The organism is Limnothrix sp. FACHB-881 (assembly GCF_014698135.1).
GTDB lineage: Bacteria > Cyanobacteriota > Cyanobacteriia > CACIAM-69d > CACIAM-69d > CACIAM-69d.
In genome coordinates this window covers 61,877-79,537 of record NZ_JACJSN010000013.1, presented here as the reverse complement: position 1 = coordinate 79,537, position 17,661 = coordinate 61,877, and the positions used below count along the sequence as shown (strand labels likewise).

At 58.2% G+C, this 17,661-nt stretch carries 17 protein-coding genes; 4 read left to right on the top strand and 13 right to left on the bottom strand.

Annotated elements, in window-relative coordinates:
* The first annotated feature begins 141 nt into the window (after positions 1 to 141).
* On the top strand, positions 142 to 978 hold the full coding sequence (locus tag H6G52_RS19125; protein ID WP_190528804.1) for a (2Fe-2S) ferredoxin domain-containing protein: 837 nt from the start codon (positions 142 to 144) through the stop codon (positions 976 to 978).
* A 399-nt stretch (positions 979 to 1,377) separates the two neighbouring features.
* On the top strand, positions 1,378 to 1,764 hold the full coding sequence (locus H6G52_RS12740) for a hypothetical protein (RefSeq protein WP_199312387.1): 387 nt from the start codon (positions 1,378 to 1,380) through the stop codon (positions 1,762 to 1,764).
* A gap of 40 nt (positions 1,765 to 1,804) precedes the next feature.
* On the opposite strand, the gene H6G52_RS12735 is transcribed toward H6G52_RS12740, so the two are convergent.
* The 4 genes from H6G52_RS12735 to H6G52_RS12720 form a co-directional block, all read right to left on the bottom strand.
* Positions 1,805 to 2,473, bottom strand: coding sequence for an alpha/beta hydrolase (locus H6G52_RS12735; protein ID WP_190528802.1), 669 nt, complete (start codon positions 2,471 to 2,473; stop codon positions 1,805 to 1,807).
* 9 nt (positions 2,474 to 2,482) lie between these two features.
* Positions 2,483 to 3,163, bottom strand: a complete 681-nt coding sequence (locus H6G52_RS12730) for a hypothetical protein (RefSeq protein WP_190528800.1) — start codon at positions 3,161 to 3,163, stop codon at positions 2,483 to 2,485.
* A complete protein-coding gene (locus H6G52_RS12725; protein WP_199312385.1) occupies positions 3,163 to 3,567 on the bottom strand; it encodes a RusA family crossover junction endodeoxyribonuclease in 405 nt (134 codons plus the stop codon). Before H6G52_RS12725 ends, H6G52_RS12730 begins: the two co-directional genes overlap by 1 nt.
* 212 nt (positions 3,568 to 3,779) lie before the next feature.
* Positions 3,780 to 4,550, bottom strand: a complete 771-nt coding sequence (locus H6G52_RS12720; RefSeq protein ID WP_190528798.1) for a hypothetical protein — start codon at positions 4,548 to 4,550, stop codon at positions 3,780 to 3,782.
* 80 nt (positions 4,551 to 4,630) lie between these two features.
* Between H6G52_RS12720 and H6G52_RS12715 the strand changes: the two genes are divergently transcribed.
* The gene (locus H6G52_RS12715) at positions 4,631 to 5,707 is read left to right on the top strand and encodes a M23 family metallopeptidase (protein ID WP_190528796.1); all 1,077 of its coding nucleotides are present in this window, start codon (positions 4,631 to 4,633) and stop codon (positions 5,705 to 5,707) included.
* A gap of 93 nt (positions 5,708 to 5,800) precedes the next feature.
* A complete protein-coding gene (gene tpiA, locus H6G52_RS12710) occupies positions 5,801 to 6,526 on the top strand; it encodes a triose-phosphate isomerase (RefSeq protein ID WP_190354424.1) in 726 nt (241 codons plus the stop codon).
* Positions 6,527 to 6,930: 404 nt separating this feature from the next.
* Here the strand turns inward: tpiA and H6G52_RS18580 are convergent, their stop codons facing one another.
* The 9 genes from H6G52_RS18580 to H6G52_RS12670 form a co-directional block, all read right to left on the bottom strand.
* Positions 6,931 to 8,385 carry a polysaccharide biosynthesis/export family protein gene (locus H6G52_RS18580; protein WP_190528795.1) on the bottom strand — a complete coding sequence of 485 codons (1,455 nt, stop codon included), beginning with the start codon at positions 8,383 to 8,385 and terminating at the stop codon, positions 6,931 to 6,933.
* Positions 8,386 to 8,510: 125 nt separating this feature from the next.
* Positions 8,511 to 9,305, bottom strand: a complete 795-nt coding sequence (locus tag H6G52_RS12700) for a cyanoexosortase B system-associated protein (RefSeq protein WP_190528793.1) — start codon at positions 9,303 to 9,305, stop codon at positions 8,511 to 8,513.
* A 119-nt stretch (positions 9,306 to 9,424) separates the two neighbouring features.
* Positions 9,425 to 9,598 carry a hypothetical protein gene (locus H6G52_RS12695; RefSeq protein ID WP_190528791.1) on the bottom strand — a complete coding sequence of 58 codons (174 nt, stop codon included), beginning with the start codon at positions 9,596 to 9,598 and terminating at the stop codon, positions 9,425 to 9,427.
* A gap of 9 nt (positions 9,599 to 9,607) precedes the next feature.
* Positions 9,608 to 13,978, bottom strand: a complete 4,371-nt coding sequence (locus H6G52_RS12690; protein WP_190528789.1) for a CHAT domain-containing protein — start codon at positions 13,976 to 13,978, stop codon at positions 9,608 to 9,610.
* 183 nt (positions 13,979 to 14,161) lie between these two features.
* Positions 14,162 to 14,386, bottom strand: coding sequence for a DUF2283 domain-containing protein (locus tag H6G52_RS12685; RefSeq protein ID WP_190528787.1), 225 nt, complete (start codon positions 14,384 to 14,386; stop codon positions 14,162 to 14,164).
* A complete protein-coding gene (locus tag H6G52_RS12680; protein WP_190528785.1) occupies positions 14,365 to 14,724 on the bottom strand; it encodes a PBECR2 nuclease fold domain-containing protein in 360 nt (119 codons plus the stop codon). Before H6G52_RS12680 ends, H6G52_RS12685 begins: the two co-directional genes overlap by 22 nt.
* Before the next feature lie 11 nt (positions 14,725 to 14,735).
* Positions 14,736 to 14,864, bottom strand: a complete 129-nt coding sequence (locus tag H6G52_RS18815) for a hypothetical protein (RefSeq protein WP_255508529.1) — start codon at positions 14,862 to 14,864, stop codon at positions 14,736 to 14,738.
* A 172-nt stretch (positions 14,865 to 15,036) separates the two neighbouring features.
* Positions 15,037 to 15,594 (bottom strand): transposase, encoded by a 558-nt coding sequence (locus tag H6G52_RS12675; protein WP_190528783.1) that lies wholly within the window; start codon positions 15,592 to 15,594, stop codon positions 15,037 to 15,039.
* Between the two features lie 110 nt (positions 15,595 to 15,704).
* The gene (locus tag H6G52_RS12670; RefSeq protein ID WP_190528781.1) at positions 15,705 to 17,657 is read right to left on the bottom strand and encodes a tetratricopeptide repeat protein; all 1,953 of its coding nucleotides are present in this window, start codon (positions 17,655 to 17,657) and stop codon (positions 15,705 to 15,707) included.
* Between the last annotated feature and the right edge of the window lie 4 nt (positions 17,658 to 17,661).

The window sequence follows — 17,661 nt, the reverse complement described above, 5'->3', positions numbered from 1 at the left end:
TGTGCCAAGATCCACTAAACTCTAATTGAATAGTTTTCTCAATAAATCAAGCCTGATGGGCTGAAGTGGGGGTGGCGATCGACGTACCCCCTTTGTTTAGCCTCCCTTATTGCAAATCTTTCTGGATAGTTGGAGGACTTCGTGAAGCCGTTTTCGTTCGATCGCCCCTTGCATAACGCGCATAATCCTTTCAACCCCGCCACGCCCCCTCGGCTTGGGCTGCAATCAGTCTTTTATCCCCTTAAAAAACGACAATTTTTCCAACTGAGCGGTCGCATTTGTGCCACCCACACCGACAAGGCCGGCCGCTGCAAGGCGCTTCAACTCGAAACCGACGGACGCATTGAACAGATCAAGTTGGCCAAGCCGTTGCGATCGCGCCTGGGCCACACCTTGCACGTGGGCAGTTGGGTTTCCCTGGCGGGCACGGCCAAATGTCATCCCTACAAAGGGTGGGTGAAGTTTAAGGCCAAGGCCCTCACGGGATCTTCGGTGCAACCCATGGAACCGGCAGGGCGATCGCCCTTTAATCGTTCGGCTAATTTGCCCTGGACTCGGCAACCGGCAGCACCCCCCACCCGCCCCGCTGCGGCTCCCATGCCCCACCGGGCCCCCTTCACGCCGCCTGCACAGTCCCCCTCGCCCGATCGGTCATTGGCACGCCCAACCGATCACGCAAGCGATCGCTCAACCGATCGCGCCACCACGGGCCCTGCCAACCGCCCCGTCGGCAGAATTCTGATTTGTCAAAAGTCCAGTTGTCGGAAGCGGGGCAGCGATGGCGTTTGCCGGGCCATTAACCAGGCGTTGGCTGATCGGGGACTGAGCGATCGGGTCAAGGTACAAACCACGGGCTGTCTCAAGGAATGTAGCCGCGGCCCGGCGGTGGTGACCCTTCCGGACAAAACCCGCCACACCCGGATCTCGCCCGATCGGATCCCCGAGCTGATTGAAACCCACTTCGGGCAACTGTCTTAGGGTTGGTTCTCCAATCCCTCTGCCCCTTGTGACGACGATTGGGGCATCGAAAATTAACCATTTCCGCTGGATTCCAGGAACAAACGACAGGCCCTAGGGTCTGTCGTCTTCTTTCTGAAACCCTGATGTTTGCGTCGCGCGGCCTGGAGAAACGGAGGCATGGCCCAGAGAACTCGCGTTTTGGTAACTAACCAATGCAAAGTTCTACAGTCTGTTAAAAATTGCGAGCGATCGGTCACAACTCCTTTCCATCTCAGGATTCCACCGATATTCTGGGGTTCAGAAGCGGTAGATAAAAATCGAGTTGGATCTTCTCGGCGGGGGTGTGTAACATCTCTGCCGATTGTTTTTCTCAGCTCCTCAGCCGTTTTGGATCCGTTTCCCAATGTTTTCCAACTTATGAAGCAGTCGATGATGTCTCTGCCGGCGATCGCCTTGGCCATTGGACTCGGTTTGGCAGTTCCAGTGATTGAAAGCGCGATCGCCCCGTCGGTGGTTTTGGCCCAAAGCTTGCCCACCGGCACATTTTCCGATGGGGAATGGACCGTGCGCATTGCTTACCAAGGCAACGCGCTCACCTACTACGGCCGCAATGAAAATAGCGGGGATTCATTGTTTTTGAGCGGGGCTTCCGTGGGTGGCAATGCCAGCCGCCGCACCTACACCTGGAACAATAGCGGCCATCGCTATCGGGTGAGCTGGCAACCGTCGGATCCGGACACGATTCGGGTGGAAGTGTTTTCGCCCAATGGTCGCAGCATTCTGAATCGACTGCTGTATCGCTAGGGTTGCAAGACCTGGGCATGGTCGCCAGGGGGATGCCCTCTCAAAACAACAGGCGCGATCGCAGTCGGTCTCCCCATTGATTGAGCTGCTCCAGCCACTGACCACCCTGATCGCGCCATTGTTGCCAAGTTTCCGCTAAGTTCACCAGTCGATCGACCCGCAGATCCACATTCTGAGTTGGGTACTTTTGCAGTAGCTCCAACAGGGAAATTTGACCGTCATTCTCCGCTGCGGCCATCAGGGCCCGGCGGAGATTTTGATTGTTGTCGGTGCGCTTGGGCCCTTGCAATACTTGGCTCAACTGCTCCAACAGGATTGTTCCCTGGGAACTGGCCAGGGCCCGATCGAGTAACGCAGGGGGCATGGTCACCCGCTGGGTCAAAATTTGGCGCACCCGATCAGGTCGTTGCTGGCTCAAGATCAAATAGGTTTCCAAATCATCCGAGAGTTCTCCCCGATCGGCCCAAGTCACCAAATCGGTGACCGGCAAGGCTCCTCCCAAAGGGCCGTAGCGAAGGGTGATGGTTTCCGCCGCGATCGCGGGGCCAGTCCCGGCTCCCCAGGCGATCGCGAGGCCGGCGATCGAACCGGTCATCCAACGGGCCAGGGCGCGATCGGGTAGCAGGGCGCAATCAACTTGGTTGAGCAAAATCAGCGGCAACAGAGAACCTTTAACGCAGTGCTGTTGAGTTGAAATCGTCTGTTGCATTTGAGTTAATTAGTCTGATTCGGCACTAATATGCGAAATTTTCAACAGTTGCTCGGCAATATCAATTAGCTGATCTATAGACTCTTGTGTAATCTGTACGGTCTTAAAGCCATGAGCAACTACATTGCGCAATGAAAGCGCATTCATCAGTACCTGATACTCAGAGCGCGAAATTACACCCTCTGTCACCAACTGTTTGACGAGATAGTGTGGATCAAGTTTTTGTACAATCACTCCTTCATTTTCTGCAACAAGCCTTAAGCTTGCCTCCGCAAGAGACCAGGAATAGAGGAGCGCAGACTCTGGATGTTGCGTTGCAAGTTGCCTTGCTATCTGCAATCTTGTTTTGATTTCAGATGATTGAAGAGAGCCTTCAGCCTCTGGCGGGTAGACGGCATCCTCTGGATTAGTCATCACTAACTCAAAGCGCCAACCGGGATGCTGTTCGACGGATTGAGCTAAATTTTGGAGATATTGCCTAGAAGAGGAACTCAGAGAACGGCGTGACTTCACTTCAATAATCACAGCTTCATTCCCCCGCCGAGCAATCATATCAGGACGATAGTTCTTCAGAAAATTGGGCAGATCTTCAAGACTCGGATGAAAATAAACCTCGTATCCCTGATTACGATATTCTTCCGCTAGTTGCAGTAATCGCTCTCTTTCTAGCGTTGCAGATGAAGTTGCCATTAAATAAGTACCTCTTGATCGGGAGCATCAATGACGACAATATGCAAAAATTCATTTCCACGAAGAAAGCCTTCTGCCAAGGTTGAGGTCATATTTTCAACTTTAAAGTTGCCTGACAGATTTCGTTTTCTGACAAGAACATCAGTGACTTGATCATCATCAATGTAGGCTAATCCAATTATGGCATCTTGAATTGGCTTGACAATATTGTCCACATCCATAGCCACAGAATCATAGAAATAGGTTATTTGCAGCATGATTAGACCGATCGCTGCTTTTTGTCCTGGAGGCCAATATTTCTCTGCTTCTTGTCGTACTGTCGTTTTCCAGGCTCTAAGACGCTCCCGCCTACGGGTTTGTTGAGATACGGGTGGCCCATCGACTATGAACTCAAGTCTCGTCAAAATACTCTCAAGTAAATTTCAGGTGGCAGATGTGCATTTGCATTTGTGCATTTATTGTCTTAACACGGGGTCTAAAACCCCGCCCTTTAGGGCCTGCTAGAATTTGACGGGCCGCTGGGCTAGCGGTGTCAGTCTGTGGAGCAACCGTAAGACCGGAAAACTCCTTGAGAGTGGAGGCAGGTGCAATGAAACAGAAACCTAAGTCGTGAGTCTTAGGAATCCTCGTTCCTTGGGGCGGGGAGGATGTCAAGCACTGACTCGGCGGGAGGATTCAGGGGTGGAGCCGGAGCCACCCGCTGGGCCGGACGGGGCAAATCATCGCGCCAAGGGCCCAACAGTTGCACCGAAACCCAGGCATAGCCCGCATAGGCCGGAATGGTGACCGCCGCGAGCAGGGCGGCAATTCCCCAACCCCAATTGCGGAAGCCGGGCCCTTGGTATTGGGTGCGATAGGGATCAAAGGGCAGAGCCGATCGATCCAGTTCGTCGCGCAAGTGCAGCGGCCGGCGAAATCGTACCCGGCGATCATCAAACTTTTCCAACAAAATCCAACCGGCCAGGGCTTCTTCGCGACAAAGTTGGGCAAAGGTGACAGGATTGGCAAAGAGGGGACGCTTGGCGCGCACAATTTTGTATTCCCACTCGATCGCCTGGCGCTCCGAAGGTGCGGTGTCTAGGGGGGGTAAGGCGGCCACGGCCGGATCGATCGGGCGGTGCAAACTCCGCAAAAACTCAACGCAATCGATTAGGTCGGGCTGTGTTGCAAGGTCGGGTTGTCCGGCGCTGGGGTCTATTTCCCGCAGCACCGATGTGAAGTCTTGGGGCGATCGGCTGGCGGGGGAACGGGGCATCCGGCGCGTGGGCCACAATGGCATGTCGCGGGAATCGGCATCGTAATCATCGCGGTAATGATCAAAACCTTCTTCACGAGCTTCATCCGCCGAGGGAAAGCCGGAAGCATCAGGGCCGGATTGCACCGTCATTGCTGCTGAAGCCTGTTGGAATGCGTATGGTGGAATGCGTACCGTGGAAGATGTATCCGCTTTGGGCATTGGGTGGCGAGATGGGCCTCATTGTATCTGAGATATTTGCGTTGGTCGGTGGTGGGCTGGGGCAGACCCGGAACCAGGAAACGGGTGGGCGATCGGGCCCCTGGCGCTGGTTGCTTTGGGGGGCGATCGCCTTGGGGCCCGTCCTGATGCCCGTTACCCATACCAATGCCCAAGCCGCCGAACCACCCACCCCCGAGCCAAACAGCAACCCCTGTGGCCCGGCGGTGCTCGATCGACTGGTTCGCCATCGGTTGGCCGCCGGAGAAACCGTCGAAAGCCTTGCCAATCGCTATAACCTGCTGCCCAGCACCCTGCTGGCCCTGAATCCCAACCTGCGGGGCGGCCAACTGCCCAAACCCGGCACGGAAATTTTGATTGCTCCCATTAACGGAATTCGGGTGGAAACCCAACCGGGCGACAATTGGCAGTCGATCGCCCAGCAATACCGCGTTCGGGCCGACTCTCTGTTTACGGTCAATGGTTGCCAGACCCAACCGGGGCGATCGGTCTTTGTGCCCGGCGTGCTTTGGTCCCCGATCGACCCTGGAGTCGGCTCGCCCCCCAGCGCCAGCGACCCCGACAACGACCTGCTGCGCTATCCCCTGTCGGAAATTAGCCGCTCCCTGACGGACTTTGGTTGGCAAGTGGGGCCCGCCGGAGCCGCCGTCTTTAACAGTTACATCACCCTTGAAGCCCGGCCCAGCGCCGTTGTCTTGGCCGTTGGGCCCGGAACCGTCGCCTTTGTGGGCCCCAACTCTGGCTATCCAGGACAACTGGTGGTGATCAATCACCAGGGCGGTCGCCAAACTCGCTACGCCAACCTGGGAGCCACCTCCGTCCAGCGCGGGCAACGGGTCAACGCTGGCACTCGCCTGGGCACGATTCCCAGCCGCCCCGCCAACGGTCGCAGCCGTGGCCTGTGGTTTGAAGTTCGCTACAACTCCTCCGTGGGCTGGGTGGCGCAAAATCCTGGCCCTTACCTGCAACGCATGGAACCGGCGCGATCGACCCCGCCCAGCCCCACCGCCCCCACTGGCAACCGACCCAGCCCGCGCCCCAGTCCGTCCCGTAACGGTTCCAGTAATTGATGACGGTTGGCCTTCGCTTCTGAATTGACCGCGATCGCCCGACCCGATAAGGTTCTAGGAGGAAATTTCTAGCGCAATAGGCAACCCCGAACCTTGGCTAAGACCGTCATTGCAGGCAACTGGAAAATGTATAAAACCCAGGCCGAAACCCTGGAGTTTTTGAAGCCCTTCGTTGAGCAAATCGCCGAAACCCCGGACGATCGCGAAATTGTGCTGTGCGTTCCCTTCACGGATCTCAGCGTGCTGTCCAATGCTCTTCACGGCAGCCGCATTCGCATCGGCGCGCAAAACGTCCACTGGGAAGCCAACGGAGCCTATACCGGCGAAATTTCGGCTGAAATGCTGACCGAACTGGGTGTTCGCTACGTGGTGGTGGGCCACAGCGAACGGCGGCAATATTTTGGTGAAACCGACGAAACCGTTAACCGCCGATTGAAGGCGGCCCAAGCGGCCGGCTTAACCCCGATTTTGTGTGTGGGCGAAACCAAACAACAGCGCGACGCAGGCGAAACCCAAACCCACATTGCCCAACAATTGAAGGCGGGGTTGGTGGGCGTGAACCTCAGCAATCTGGTGATTGCCTATGAACCCATTTGGGCGATCGGCACCGGGGACACCTGCGAATCCAAAGAAGCCAACCGAGTGATTGGCTGGATTCGCGATCAACTCAATGGTGAAGACTTGCCGATTCAATACGGCGGTTCCGTCAAGCCCGAGTTGATTGATGAAATTATGGCCCAACCGGAAATTAACGGTGTGTTGGTTGGTGGCGCTAGCCTTGACCCGATCGGCTTTGCTCGGATTGTGAACTATCAATAATTGCCATCATTATTGCCACGATCTGTTCCACTGTTTTGCCTTGCTTTTCTCAACCATTGCTAACCAATAGGCGGGCGATCGAGCGGATATTCCAGCTCGATCGCCTGCCTGCATTTTTATCCAAAATCATGCCAGTTTTTCAGAAATTTATTCTGAATTGAGTTGCCGTTGTTGCTTAAAACGCCAGTTATTATCTGTGAGATGATGACTTGTGGTAAAAGATCACTCACATTGCAAGATTTTCCCTGACTCATTACTACTCAATTACGGCACTACAGCCTTTACCTAGAATTACTGGCACGCCATATTGCAGATGCCATAAAGCAACGGTTTGGTGGGCAGTGCCCACCCTACGGGCGACTATGCTTAGTAATTGAGGTAAGGGCTGTATCTCCGATCATTCCCTAATTATTATTACTACTGCTGCCTTCTTCTTGCGTTTCTGCTGGTCCTCCAAACGTGCCACCGGGGCCAAACAAGGACGTGGCCGCCTCATCCAATTGTTGGAAAAAGAGCAGGAAACCCAACACATCTCGGAACGGCTGGGTCACGGTGTTCAAGGCATAGGTAACGCGAGCGATGAGGTTGCGATTCACAACTACCACGTCGTTATCGCGCAGGGGAGGATTATTGGCTGGATCGCCCATAAACGCAGCTTTGCCATCCAGGATCCGGGTAACCGGTTTGCCCTGTTCTGGATCAAAACGAATGAGGGCAATTCGCCGGAGCCGGGCGGTATCCAATGACACGCCATTGAGCGCATCAATGAAGGTGCTGCCGTTGGGCAGGGTGAGGGTGACCAGGCCACCGCGACCGGCATAGTTCACCATCCGAATCCGAATGGCGGCGCGGGCTACGTTGCTGCGGGCCATCAGGTCTGCGTCATAGCCCGGATCAATGCCGGATTCGCGCCGAGGCACCACGATCGCATCGCCATCTTGCAGATAAATCCGTGGTTCCGGGACCCCTTCCACGAGCAGGGAGAGTAGGTTCACGTTTTTCTCGATCGTGGAGCCGTCGGGCAGTTGGCGGCGAACTTTGATGGCCCGTAAATCAGCCCAGTCGGTGGCTCCGCCGGAGGCCACTAGGGCGGTCACAACCGTATCAAAGGGGCTGACTCGATAGAACCCGGGTTTGACCACTTCGCCAGTGACCACAATGTCAGGATTCACGGGGGTGAGCACGCCGACGGTGACGATCGGGTTAACGAGATAGCGTTCGTAACCCTGCTGTAGAAACTTTTGCAGTTCGGCGGTGGTTAGCCCTTCCGCATTGACGATTCCCAGTAGGGGGACGGAAATTTGCCCCTGAACATTGACGATGGTGGAGGTGTTGAGTTCGGGAAAGCCTTGCACCTGAATGGCGATCGTGTCGTAGGACGAGAGGCGATAGACCCGCCATTCCGGGGGCGGTGCGGTGAGGGATTCGGGCCAGTCGGGAATGGGTTGCCCCGGTTGTCCTGGTTGCCCCGGTTGTCCCGGTTGCCCCGGTTGCAAAAGTGGCACTGGGGCGGCGTTGGGGCCGGAGGGTTGAGCCGGGGCCGGGCCGGGGGCCGGTTGGGCTGGGGTTGTTGGGGTGGCTGGCGGCCGGTTGGGCTGGGGGGCCGCTTGGATGGGTTGGAGTTGGGGGCGATCGGGGCCCGATCGGGGAATGTCCGGAAACACGACTTCAGCGGTGGATGCGGCGGCGGACGGATCGGAATCGAGATCGGGCTGATTGACGGGCTGATCTAAACCTGAGCCATTCGCTCCCTGGCGAGGCGTTTGGGCCAAGACGGCGATCGCCTGACTACTGAGCAGGACGATCGGTAAACAACGGCTGAGGGCCAAGGTCAAGGCGGGCAGGGAGGAACGGGCCATAGGACAGAAAAGGGCAGCAACGGCAGAATCAGCGGCATCCAAAGTATCCAGTCAGCAGAATTCAATCAGGGGCAAAGGGCAGCAATGCCATCCCGATTGAGCCATGCAGCAATTCGCGATCGGCGCTAGCGATCGACCTTGGGGGGGGCGGGTTTCAGCGGCCCCGTCAGCAGAACTTGCTGCACCTGTTGCGCCAGGTCGGTTAAGCGGGCTTGATAGTTCTGATCCCACTCATCCAAGGGCTTATCCGTAGGCAACAGCAAACTGACCGCTACCCAAGGGGTGTGGCCCTGTTGCCATTGGGCCAGTTGATCACGCCAAAACCATTGGCTGGGGGCCGGGTCGCCCCCTTGGGGCCAGGCATACCAGGACAGCAGGAAATAGGTTTGGTGCTGACTAGTCCAAAGCCGCACCAGCCGGGCCCGAAAGGGCGGCAGGCCCGCCGGGGCCAGGGTCAAGGTCTGTTCTGAGTCTGTTTGCAGGCCGTCGCCCAGCCAGTTGCCGGAGTCGAGAGCGGTCCATTCCACTTGGGGTCGATCGCGCCCACGCTTCATGGGCATCAGCAACAACACGGCGCGATCGCGTTGGGCTGCGGCGTTGGGAGTTGCGCCCGGGCCTTGGGGCCGCACTCGCTCGATCGGCTGCCAAAGCCACTGTTCACCGCCCAAACTGCGCTGGCTGATCTGTTGGGTTTGCCAACCGGGGATGGCTAAACCCTGTTTGGGTAATTGCCGCAGGGTTTTCAGTTGGCTGGGGTTGCCGGCTCGTTGCCAGCGCCAGGCCCCGCCCGCCACATAACCCGGCAAGGATCCCAGGGCGATCGCCCCCAACAGACCCAGGGTTAGCAGTTTTGAGCGGTGGCGGCCCCAGAAATTTTGAGCGGGGGCGGGTTGCGAGTCCGAAGTGGAAGAGTCGGTCATGGGAGAACAGCAGCGGCGGGCAAGGACAGGCTCAAGCGCAAAAATTAAACGAAAGCAATCAAACGAAAGCAATCAAACAAAAAACCAAACTGAAACCGAAGCAAAGCTCAAAACACCGACTACAACACGAACCCAAACAGCAACAGATGCACCACGATTAGCTGATCCGCAGGCCAATCCTCTCGCCAGGATAGCGGGCTGGGACTGGTGGCCGCCAAGGGCAACGCGATCGCCTGGGGAATCGATCGACCCGTCTGGAGACCGCTTCGGGATCGATTTGAAATCGATGACACGGCCGCAAATTACCAAGGACTGCCAATCGTGGTGAAGCTGGCCCAATAGTAGGGGTGAGCTAGGGAAAAAGTCGCTAACTTGCTCGACTCCGGCGGCAAATCGACAACGCCACCGGGAAACACCAAGCGCCCATCCTCGGCTCGGGTTTGCCCCCGCAACATGGCAACTTGGGCCCGCCGCAGGGCTTCCGCTTTGATGGGAGCCGATCGCAGGGCATCATAGAACCCCGCCATCAGCCCCAAGGTTCCCTCATCACTCACATACCAGAGGCTGGCCACCACGGATTTCACCCCCGCATCCACCGCAAAGCCCGCAAATCCCAACTCCGCCGACTCATCCCCGATCGCCGTGCGACAAGCGCTCAGCACCAACAATTCCACGGGCGGACTGCCCAACCCCAAGTAGCGCAAATCACTGACGGCTAACCGTCGATCCCATAACCGCACAAAGGAATCTTGGGGAGAGCCGGGCCGAAAATCCGCGTGGGTGGCCAGATGCAAAATCGGGAACGGGTTCGATCGCCGCTGACGTTTCAGGTTTTCTAAGTTGAACTCTTCATTCAGAAAGGTTTTATCCCGGGGAATCAGCCGCTGAATCGTCGCCAGTTCCACCGGCACGGCGGGCAACGGCGGCAAATCCGTGAACTCCGAGGCCCCAAAACTGAGCACCGGGGCCGATCGAATGGGTTCAAACTGCGTATCGGTCAGGTTGATGCTGGGAATTAACCCAACGCTGTATTTCTCAATCAAAAACTGCTGGCCATCGTGCAACACGGACACGGGCAGCGATCGCATTCCGCGATCCATCGAAAAGGCGATCGTATCCACCTGATGGCGCACCAACTCTTCGGCCACGGGCCCCACAATCCAGCGGTATAGCTGCTCGGCCGGAGGGCGGTAGGTGTTGCTGATGCGGGCAACGGGGGTGGTGATGGCGGCTCGCAAATCAATCACCGCCTTCAAAACCCGATCGCGCGGGGCCTCGCGCACCACGCGATAGATCGGTGGTGCGTCGGGAATCACCAAAATCACATCCAACTGCTCCGGGCGAGCGAAGGTATACAAAATCGCCGGTTTCAGGCCCGTTTTGGACTCCAAACGGCGCAACGTGCCCTGAAGGTCGGGAAAACTCTGCACATCGTTGCTCAGGGCCCGACCCAAATGGCCGTTGGTGAGGGTGGTATAGAGTCGATCGATTTCCACCGCCGCCCGATCCGAAGCGCCGCCTTTCAGGTGGTCAATAATTTGCCGACGGGCCACCTGTTCAATGGCCGCCAAATTGTCCCCCGATCGCCCCCCGTTGCCCATGGGCCGTTGCTGCACGATGCGCCCCGCTTCCGGGTCAGGGCGATCGCCCTCCGCTTCTGGCTCCACAACGGGAGTCGGTGTGGGACTGGGAGAAGGCGTTGGCGTGGGACTCGGAGAAGGAGTCGGCGTGGGACTCGGAGAAGGCGTTGGCGTGGGACTCGGAGAAGGAGTCGGCGTGGGACTTGGAGAAGGAGTCGGCGTGGGACTCGGAGAAGGCGTGGGCGTGGGGCTAGGGGTGGGACTGGGAGAAGGAGTCGGTGTGGGCGTGGGGGTGGGAACTGGCTCGCCCGTGGTGATGAATTCGATGTTGCCCTGGGTGAAGGGGCCCGGAAAGGAACCGGTGCTGATGGTGCTGCTGCCGGTGGATACGCCACCGGCCAAACCATTGCCGCCGCTGCTGGGCGTTTCGCCCACCACCAAAGGCACAACGGGCGTTTGGGAACCGCCGCCATGGGTGATGCGCACGGCATTCCCTCCCTGGCTGCCGCCCGTGGCGATGCTGGTCAAAACACCCGATCGATCAATGAAGGCCCCCAGGGCCCGGAAAAAGCGCGTGCTCACAATGTCCACACTGCCACCCCGACCATCGCTCCCCCCTTGGGCGTTCAGGCTGGTGATTTGCACATCGCCCGGGCCCGTGAGGGTGAGGTTGGCGTTGCCGCCGTTGCCCCCAATGGCGCTGAGATTCAGGGTTCCCAAACTGATGCCGGTGCGGGCGCGGGCCTGGAGATTGCCGCCTTGGCTGTTGCCACTGGCGTTCAGGTTGCCCCCACTGATCTGATCCGTGGCGCTGATCAGCGTGATGCTACCGGCGGCGTTTTGTCCCTGGGTGCTGAGGCTGCCAAAGCTGAGGGCCCGTTGGGCCGTGAGGGTGATGTTGCCGCCGCCGTTGCCTGCGGCCGTGATCAAACCGGCGATCGCGGCGCTGTTGTTGCTGCTGGCGATCGCCACATTACCGGCCACGCCAATCACCGGAGCACTGGTGGACAGGTCGCCACTGAGGGCGATCGGGCCGCTGCTGTCGATCGTCACGCCGCCGCCGCTGCCATTGTTGCCGATCGCCTGGAGATTGCCCCCCACCGTCACCCCCGTGCTGCCATTGAGCGTGACCGCTCCGCCGGACTGACTGCCGCTGCTGGTGATGGCTCCCGTGGCGATCGCCCCGCCCGAGGTGCGCAATGTCACTTGCCCCCCGATCGGGCCCTGGCTGGAGATTGTGCCCGTGGTCAGGTTACCTGGCGCAGACAGGTTAATCGCCCCGCCGATGGTGTTCATGTCGCCCGTGGTGATGGAGCCGCTGCTGCTATTGAGGGTGATCGGGCCACCTTCGTTACCGGTGGTGCGTAAGGAGCCGGTGGTGATGCTGGAGCCGGCCGAGAGGTCGATCGCCCCGCCCTGGGTTTCCAGCCGCCCGATCGAGATCGCCTCGCCCGCTTGGATGGTGATTGGCGCGCCCAAGGTGCTCAACACATCGGCGGAATCCAAAAACCGCACATCGCGCCCCGCCGTGAACCGCACCGACCCACCATTGGCCATCCGCAAACTGAGGCGATCGTCAAGCAAATTTTCCAGCACAATATCCCGCTCCGCTTCCAGGATCAGGTTAGCGGTGCTCAACAACAGCTCTAAACGCCCCTCACTGATTGTGAAGTCCACGGGAGCGGGCGGCCCCGTAAAAAAGCCTTGATCGGTGCGCAGAATCTGATTTTCTGGCTGGCCAAAGGGCACATTACTACTCAGTTGTGAATCATCACTGCCGAGGACACCAGGCACAATCCGAATATCCTGAGGATCCAGCAGCAGCGTGCCCAAGGGGCCCAAGGGAGCCGTCAGATCCACCGTTCCCCGCACGGCCAATTCCCCCTTGGCCGACAGTTCCACAAAACCACCCGGGCCACCGTTGGGGCCGCCCCGGGCCGCGATCGCCCCGCTATACCAAGTCAAACCATCGGCCCAGACAATCACCTGACCGCCGGCCCCTCGATCGGTGGCGTTGGCCTGAATTTGGCTGGCCCGATCGACCCAAGTGGCCCAAGCGCTGAACAGATTACCGCTGCCCCGTTCGCTGCCGCCAATTTGCACCCGACCGCCCCCCCGGGGGCCGCTGGCTTCCAAGTTAGCCCCCACCAGACCCACCCGATCGCCCCCGATTGTGATGCTGCCGCCGGGGCCGGTGGAGCGGGCGGTGTCCACATTTCCGGCCACCACCACACCCCGATCGGGCAAGGCCACGGGCCCCGACGCGGCAGACTGCAACAGCACCGAGCCATCGGGATTGATCACCAACTGGGATGCGGCGGCGGTGGGGCTACCGGCCAACAAGTCCGCCAGCGATCGCCCCCCGATCGCCCCCGGTTCCGGCAAGGCCACTTCCAAGGTCAAGGTGGATCCATCGGGCGCGATTCTGACCCGATTCGTGCCGGGAATGGCGGCCACGGTCACGTTGCCCCCGGGCGCTTGCAGCCGGCCCGTGGACACCACGGAACCACCGCCCAACAGCCACAGATTTTGTCCTTCGCCTACGGCCAGGGAACCCCAGTTCAACAGATGACCCGGGCGATCGCTCACAAAATCCAGCCATTGCAGGGAACCGCTCAAGCCGCGAAAGTCCACGGGCCCTTGGGCAGAAAACCAACCGCCATCGCTGAAACCCAGCCGATCGGCGGTGGTGGCCATAAACGAGGCGGGCACATCCAACCGGGCCCCAGCCCCAAACAGGATCCCCGCAGGATTCATTAGATATAAGTTGGGCTGGCCGCCGGAGATCCGAATCAGCCCTTCAATCACGGACGGTTCACCCCCAGTGACGCGCCCAACGATCGCCCGCAAGTCCGGTGTGGCCAAAAAGTTAGCAATTTCCTGGGGACTGAGGCCCAGCCGCTGAAAGCTATGGAACAGGTTATCGCCCGATCGGGTTCCGCCGCCGATGTTGTATTGGTTGCCCTGTTGTTGAACGGTAGTGCCCAGGCCGTCGTTGGCGGGAACGATCGCCGGTTCGGCATGGACGGGGCTGGCCATGAGGGCCATGCCGATTCCAAAAATCCCGATCGCCGTTTGCCGGTAACTACCCATGGCTTTTCCTCGCTCGATCGCTGGGGGTGGATCTGTCCTTAGGGCGATCGTAGCTCGCAAACGGTTGATTAACCCTGGCTTAATTTGGAGCGGCGGGGTGATTGGGGCGATCGGAGAGGTCGGCGGCGCGATCGCCTCTCAGGATAGCGGGTTGGTTGTCGGCGGCCATGGGGCGGGGTCGGGTTATGCGGCCTGGTTCTGGCTGGCGTTCAGGATGGTTAAGCCGACCAAGATTTCGTTGTGATAGTGATAGATGATGTTGTCTTCGAGCGTGCTGTCGTTGGCGTTTTGGGGTTTACGAAAGCTGAGATAGAGAACATCGGCGATCGGGTCGTAGCTACTCCAAATTTGGTTGGAGGGAGCCTGGAGCAGATGGGGGATGGCGTTTAGGATTGCGGGCGTTGCCATTGGATGCCTCGTTGGGTGATTTTGTGGGGTTTTGAGGTCAAGAATGCAGTGATCACGAAGCCATCTTCGGGGCTAGTTTCTTTGTAGACAACGACGGCGTTTTTCTCGGTGATTGGGGTTTTGGGGTAGTGGCGAAGGGCGACTTTTTCGTCTGTCCAACCATTGGCGATCAGGTCAGGATCGCTAACGGTTTCAATGACCATATCGAGGCAACCGGCCATATAGTCGTGGTTTTCGGTGATGTGGGCCCATTGCTGGTGGGTGATGCGAATGGGTGTGCCGCTGATGGATTGAGTTTGGGCGAGTGGTGGAATGTTGGTTTGGCCGTTGCTGGTCATGGATGAATGGTTTAGGGATTCTGTAATTCTTGCAGAATGAATTGGGTGAGGGGGTGGTCGAAGAGGTCGGCGGCGCGATCGCGGGTCGGTTGTCGGCGGTAATAGGGTCGGGTAGGGGCGTACCGCTGTACACCCTCCAACCGGGTCGATCGCTTGAAATGAATCGGTTAGCGGAGATCTCGCTTATCGGAGAGCGCATCGTTATGTGCCCCTACAGATTCGAGAATGTTTAAGTCCGCTAAGGTGTTCATAAAACAATCGCTGGGGTGTCTGGATTCACGATCAAGAATTTGACATTACTTAGGGCAAAAATTATTGATCGTGGCGGCATTGGGTGCGCGGGTTGAGGCGATCGCAGTCCCAGCGTTGAGGATTGGTGACAATGTAATTGCGAAAATTGGTTAATTCCTGATCGTGACGCACCACCCTTTCCCAATAATTTCGCTGCCAAATTCGTCTGCCAGCCTGACCCGATTTTTGATTAATCGTTTTCGTCGTCTGATATTTAAAATACGCCACCACATTCCCCACCCCAATCGTAGGGGCGGGGTCTCCCCGCCCAGCCCCCACGACCATTTCCCGCCCAGCCCCTGGCGATTCATTCACAATTTCCAGGATGCCGTGAACATGATTAGGCATCGCCACAAATCCATCCAATCGAATATTTGGAAATCGTTGGGGTAAGGATTGCCAAGCCGCGATCGCAATTTCTCCATCTTCTGTGGGGTCAAATTTGCCATCAATAATTTTGCCCAACCAGGGTTCGCGATGTTGGGTACAAAGGGTCAAGAAATACATCCCCGGTGTGGCGTAATCATAGTTCCGTAAACGGATTGATCGTCTGTGGTGAATTTCGGGGTTATATCCCATGTTTATGCAACTATTGACAACGTTTCACATATTATCAAAATTTTGCGTTTGGATGGTCGTGGGGGCTGGGCGGTGGATGGTCGTGGGGGCTGGGCGGGGAGACCCCGCCCCTACGGGATTTCGGGTGGGGTGGTGAGTTGTTGCAGGATGGATTGGGTGAGGGGGTGGTCGGAGAGTTCGGCGGCGCGACCTTGCTGGAGGGCGGCTTGCACCATGTATTGCAAACTTTGGAGGCTGCCTTGGGTTTTGGGATGGGCTTCACCCAGCTTCTGTACCCGAATCTCCAAAGCACGCACCAACAGCCGCTCGGCTTCACCCCAACGATTTTGGTAACAGTGCAGCACTGCCAAGTTGTTGAGGCTGAGGGCGGTGTGGGGATGGTCGGCTCCCAGCACTCGCTCACGGATTTCCAGCGATCGCCGGTAGAGGGGTTCCGCTGCCTCGTACCGTCCCTGGGATTCGTAGAGTAATGCCAAGTTGTTGAGGCTGGTGGCGGTTAAGAGATGGTCAGGGCCGAAGTGGCGTTCGGTGATGCTCAAGCAGTTGCCGTGGTGCTGCTCGGCTTCAGCCCAGAGACCCTGCCCCTCAGCCAACCGCGCCAGGGCAATAAAGGGCCAATTGTAATCGTCATTATCGATCTCACCACTGGCCGCTGCTGCCGTTGCCAAGTGTGGCCAGGCGGGGCGGGTGCGCGCCAAGTCCGCCAGCGTCACCGTTTGCGGAACCGTTCTGGCCACGCTCACCATTTGCCCCAAAAACGCCTGTTGCAGCGCCCCACCCTCGGGCCAGTCCGCCCGTTTGGCCGCAAAAAACTCCCGAATCAGCGGATGCAATTTGTATTCTTCCTGTCCTGTTCGCTCCAGCAAACTCAGTTCAACCAACCGACGACGGGCTTTGGCTAATTGATCGTGATTCAGCAACAAGCACCCTTGCTCGGGTTGGGTCGCAGGTTGCTGAGTGATCCACCGCCAAAGTCGATCGCGCTTGCGTTGGCGACGGGGTTGAGGTTGGGGCTGGGTTTCACAGCGGGCAACGGTCGCCTCCACCAACTCCCAAGGAATCGGGCCATTGCCAAAACAACCCAATAGCACAGCCAGTTGCTGAGGTGCGGGGGCAAGCTGCTGCCAACTGATGTTGAAAGCGATTTCAATTTTGCTCATCGCTTCATGCCGGAGTTTGTCCCGTTTCAGCCGCTCCAAAACCGACTGAACCGACCAATCTGGCTCCAACTTCAGCAAGCTACCAACTAACTCAATCCCCAACGGCAAATAGCCCAGCCATTCGCACAGCGCCGCCGCCGTCTCCGGTTCTGCCGCGATCCGCTCCCTTCCCACAATGCTGGTGAGCAACTGAAGCGCCGCCTCTGGGGTCAGCACCTGCAACTCCAGCCGCTCAACCCCCTGAAACTGCGCCCGCGTCGTGACCAACACCCGAAATCGCGAATCGCTCGGCAAAATCGCCCCAACTTGGGCGCGATAGTCCGTCACATCATCAAAGATCAACAACACCGATTCCGGCGGCACTTCCTGGGCCGGCCAATGGCCAAAGCAATAGGTCAACTGCTCCGGCAAATCCCCCAAATCCGCCAGATCCACCGTCGGGAAAAAGCGCGATCGGGCAAAGTTCAGTAGCTCACCCCCCGCCCGTTCCCCCGCCAGCCACACCACCCCGCCGCGATAGGTTTCGTGCAGATGTTGCCGCGCATATTGCACTGCCAGCTCACTCTTGCCCACACCACCCATGCCATCCACACTGGCGATCGCCACCCGGTGATCTCCCGTTTGGAGCAACTGGTGCAACTCTTCCAATACCTGATCGCGCCCAAAGAAGCGATCGCGCGCCACCCCCCGATCCTGCAAATTCGTCGGCGGCCCATCCCCAGTCGGCTGCGGTGGCTGTGGCGACAGATAGACGTTGATATTCTTATCGCCCGCAACGTTATCGCCCGAGCCACTGTGGGTTTGCTCGACGCGATCGCCCATCGTCTGGTCAACCTTGCCGATCTCGACCTTGGCTTGATCGTTGGCAATAATGCCCTGCTGGATTTCGGGTCGATCACTCATGGCT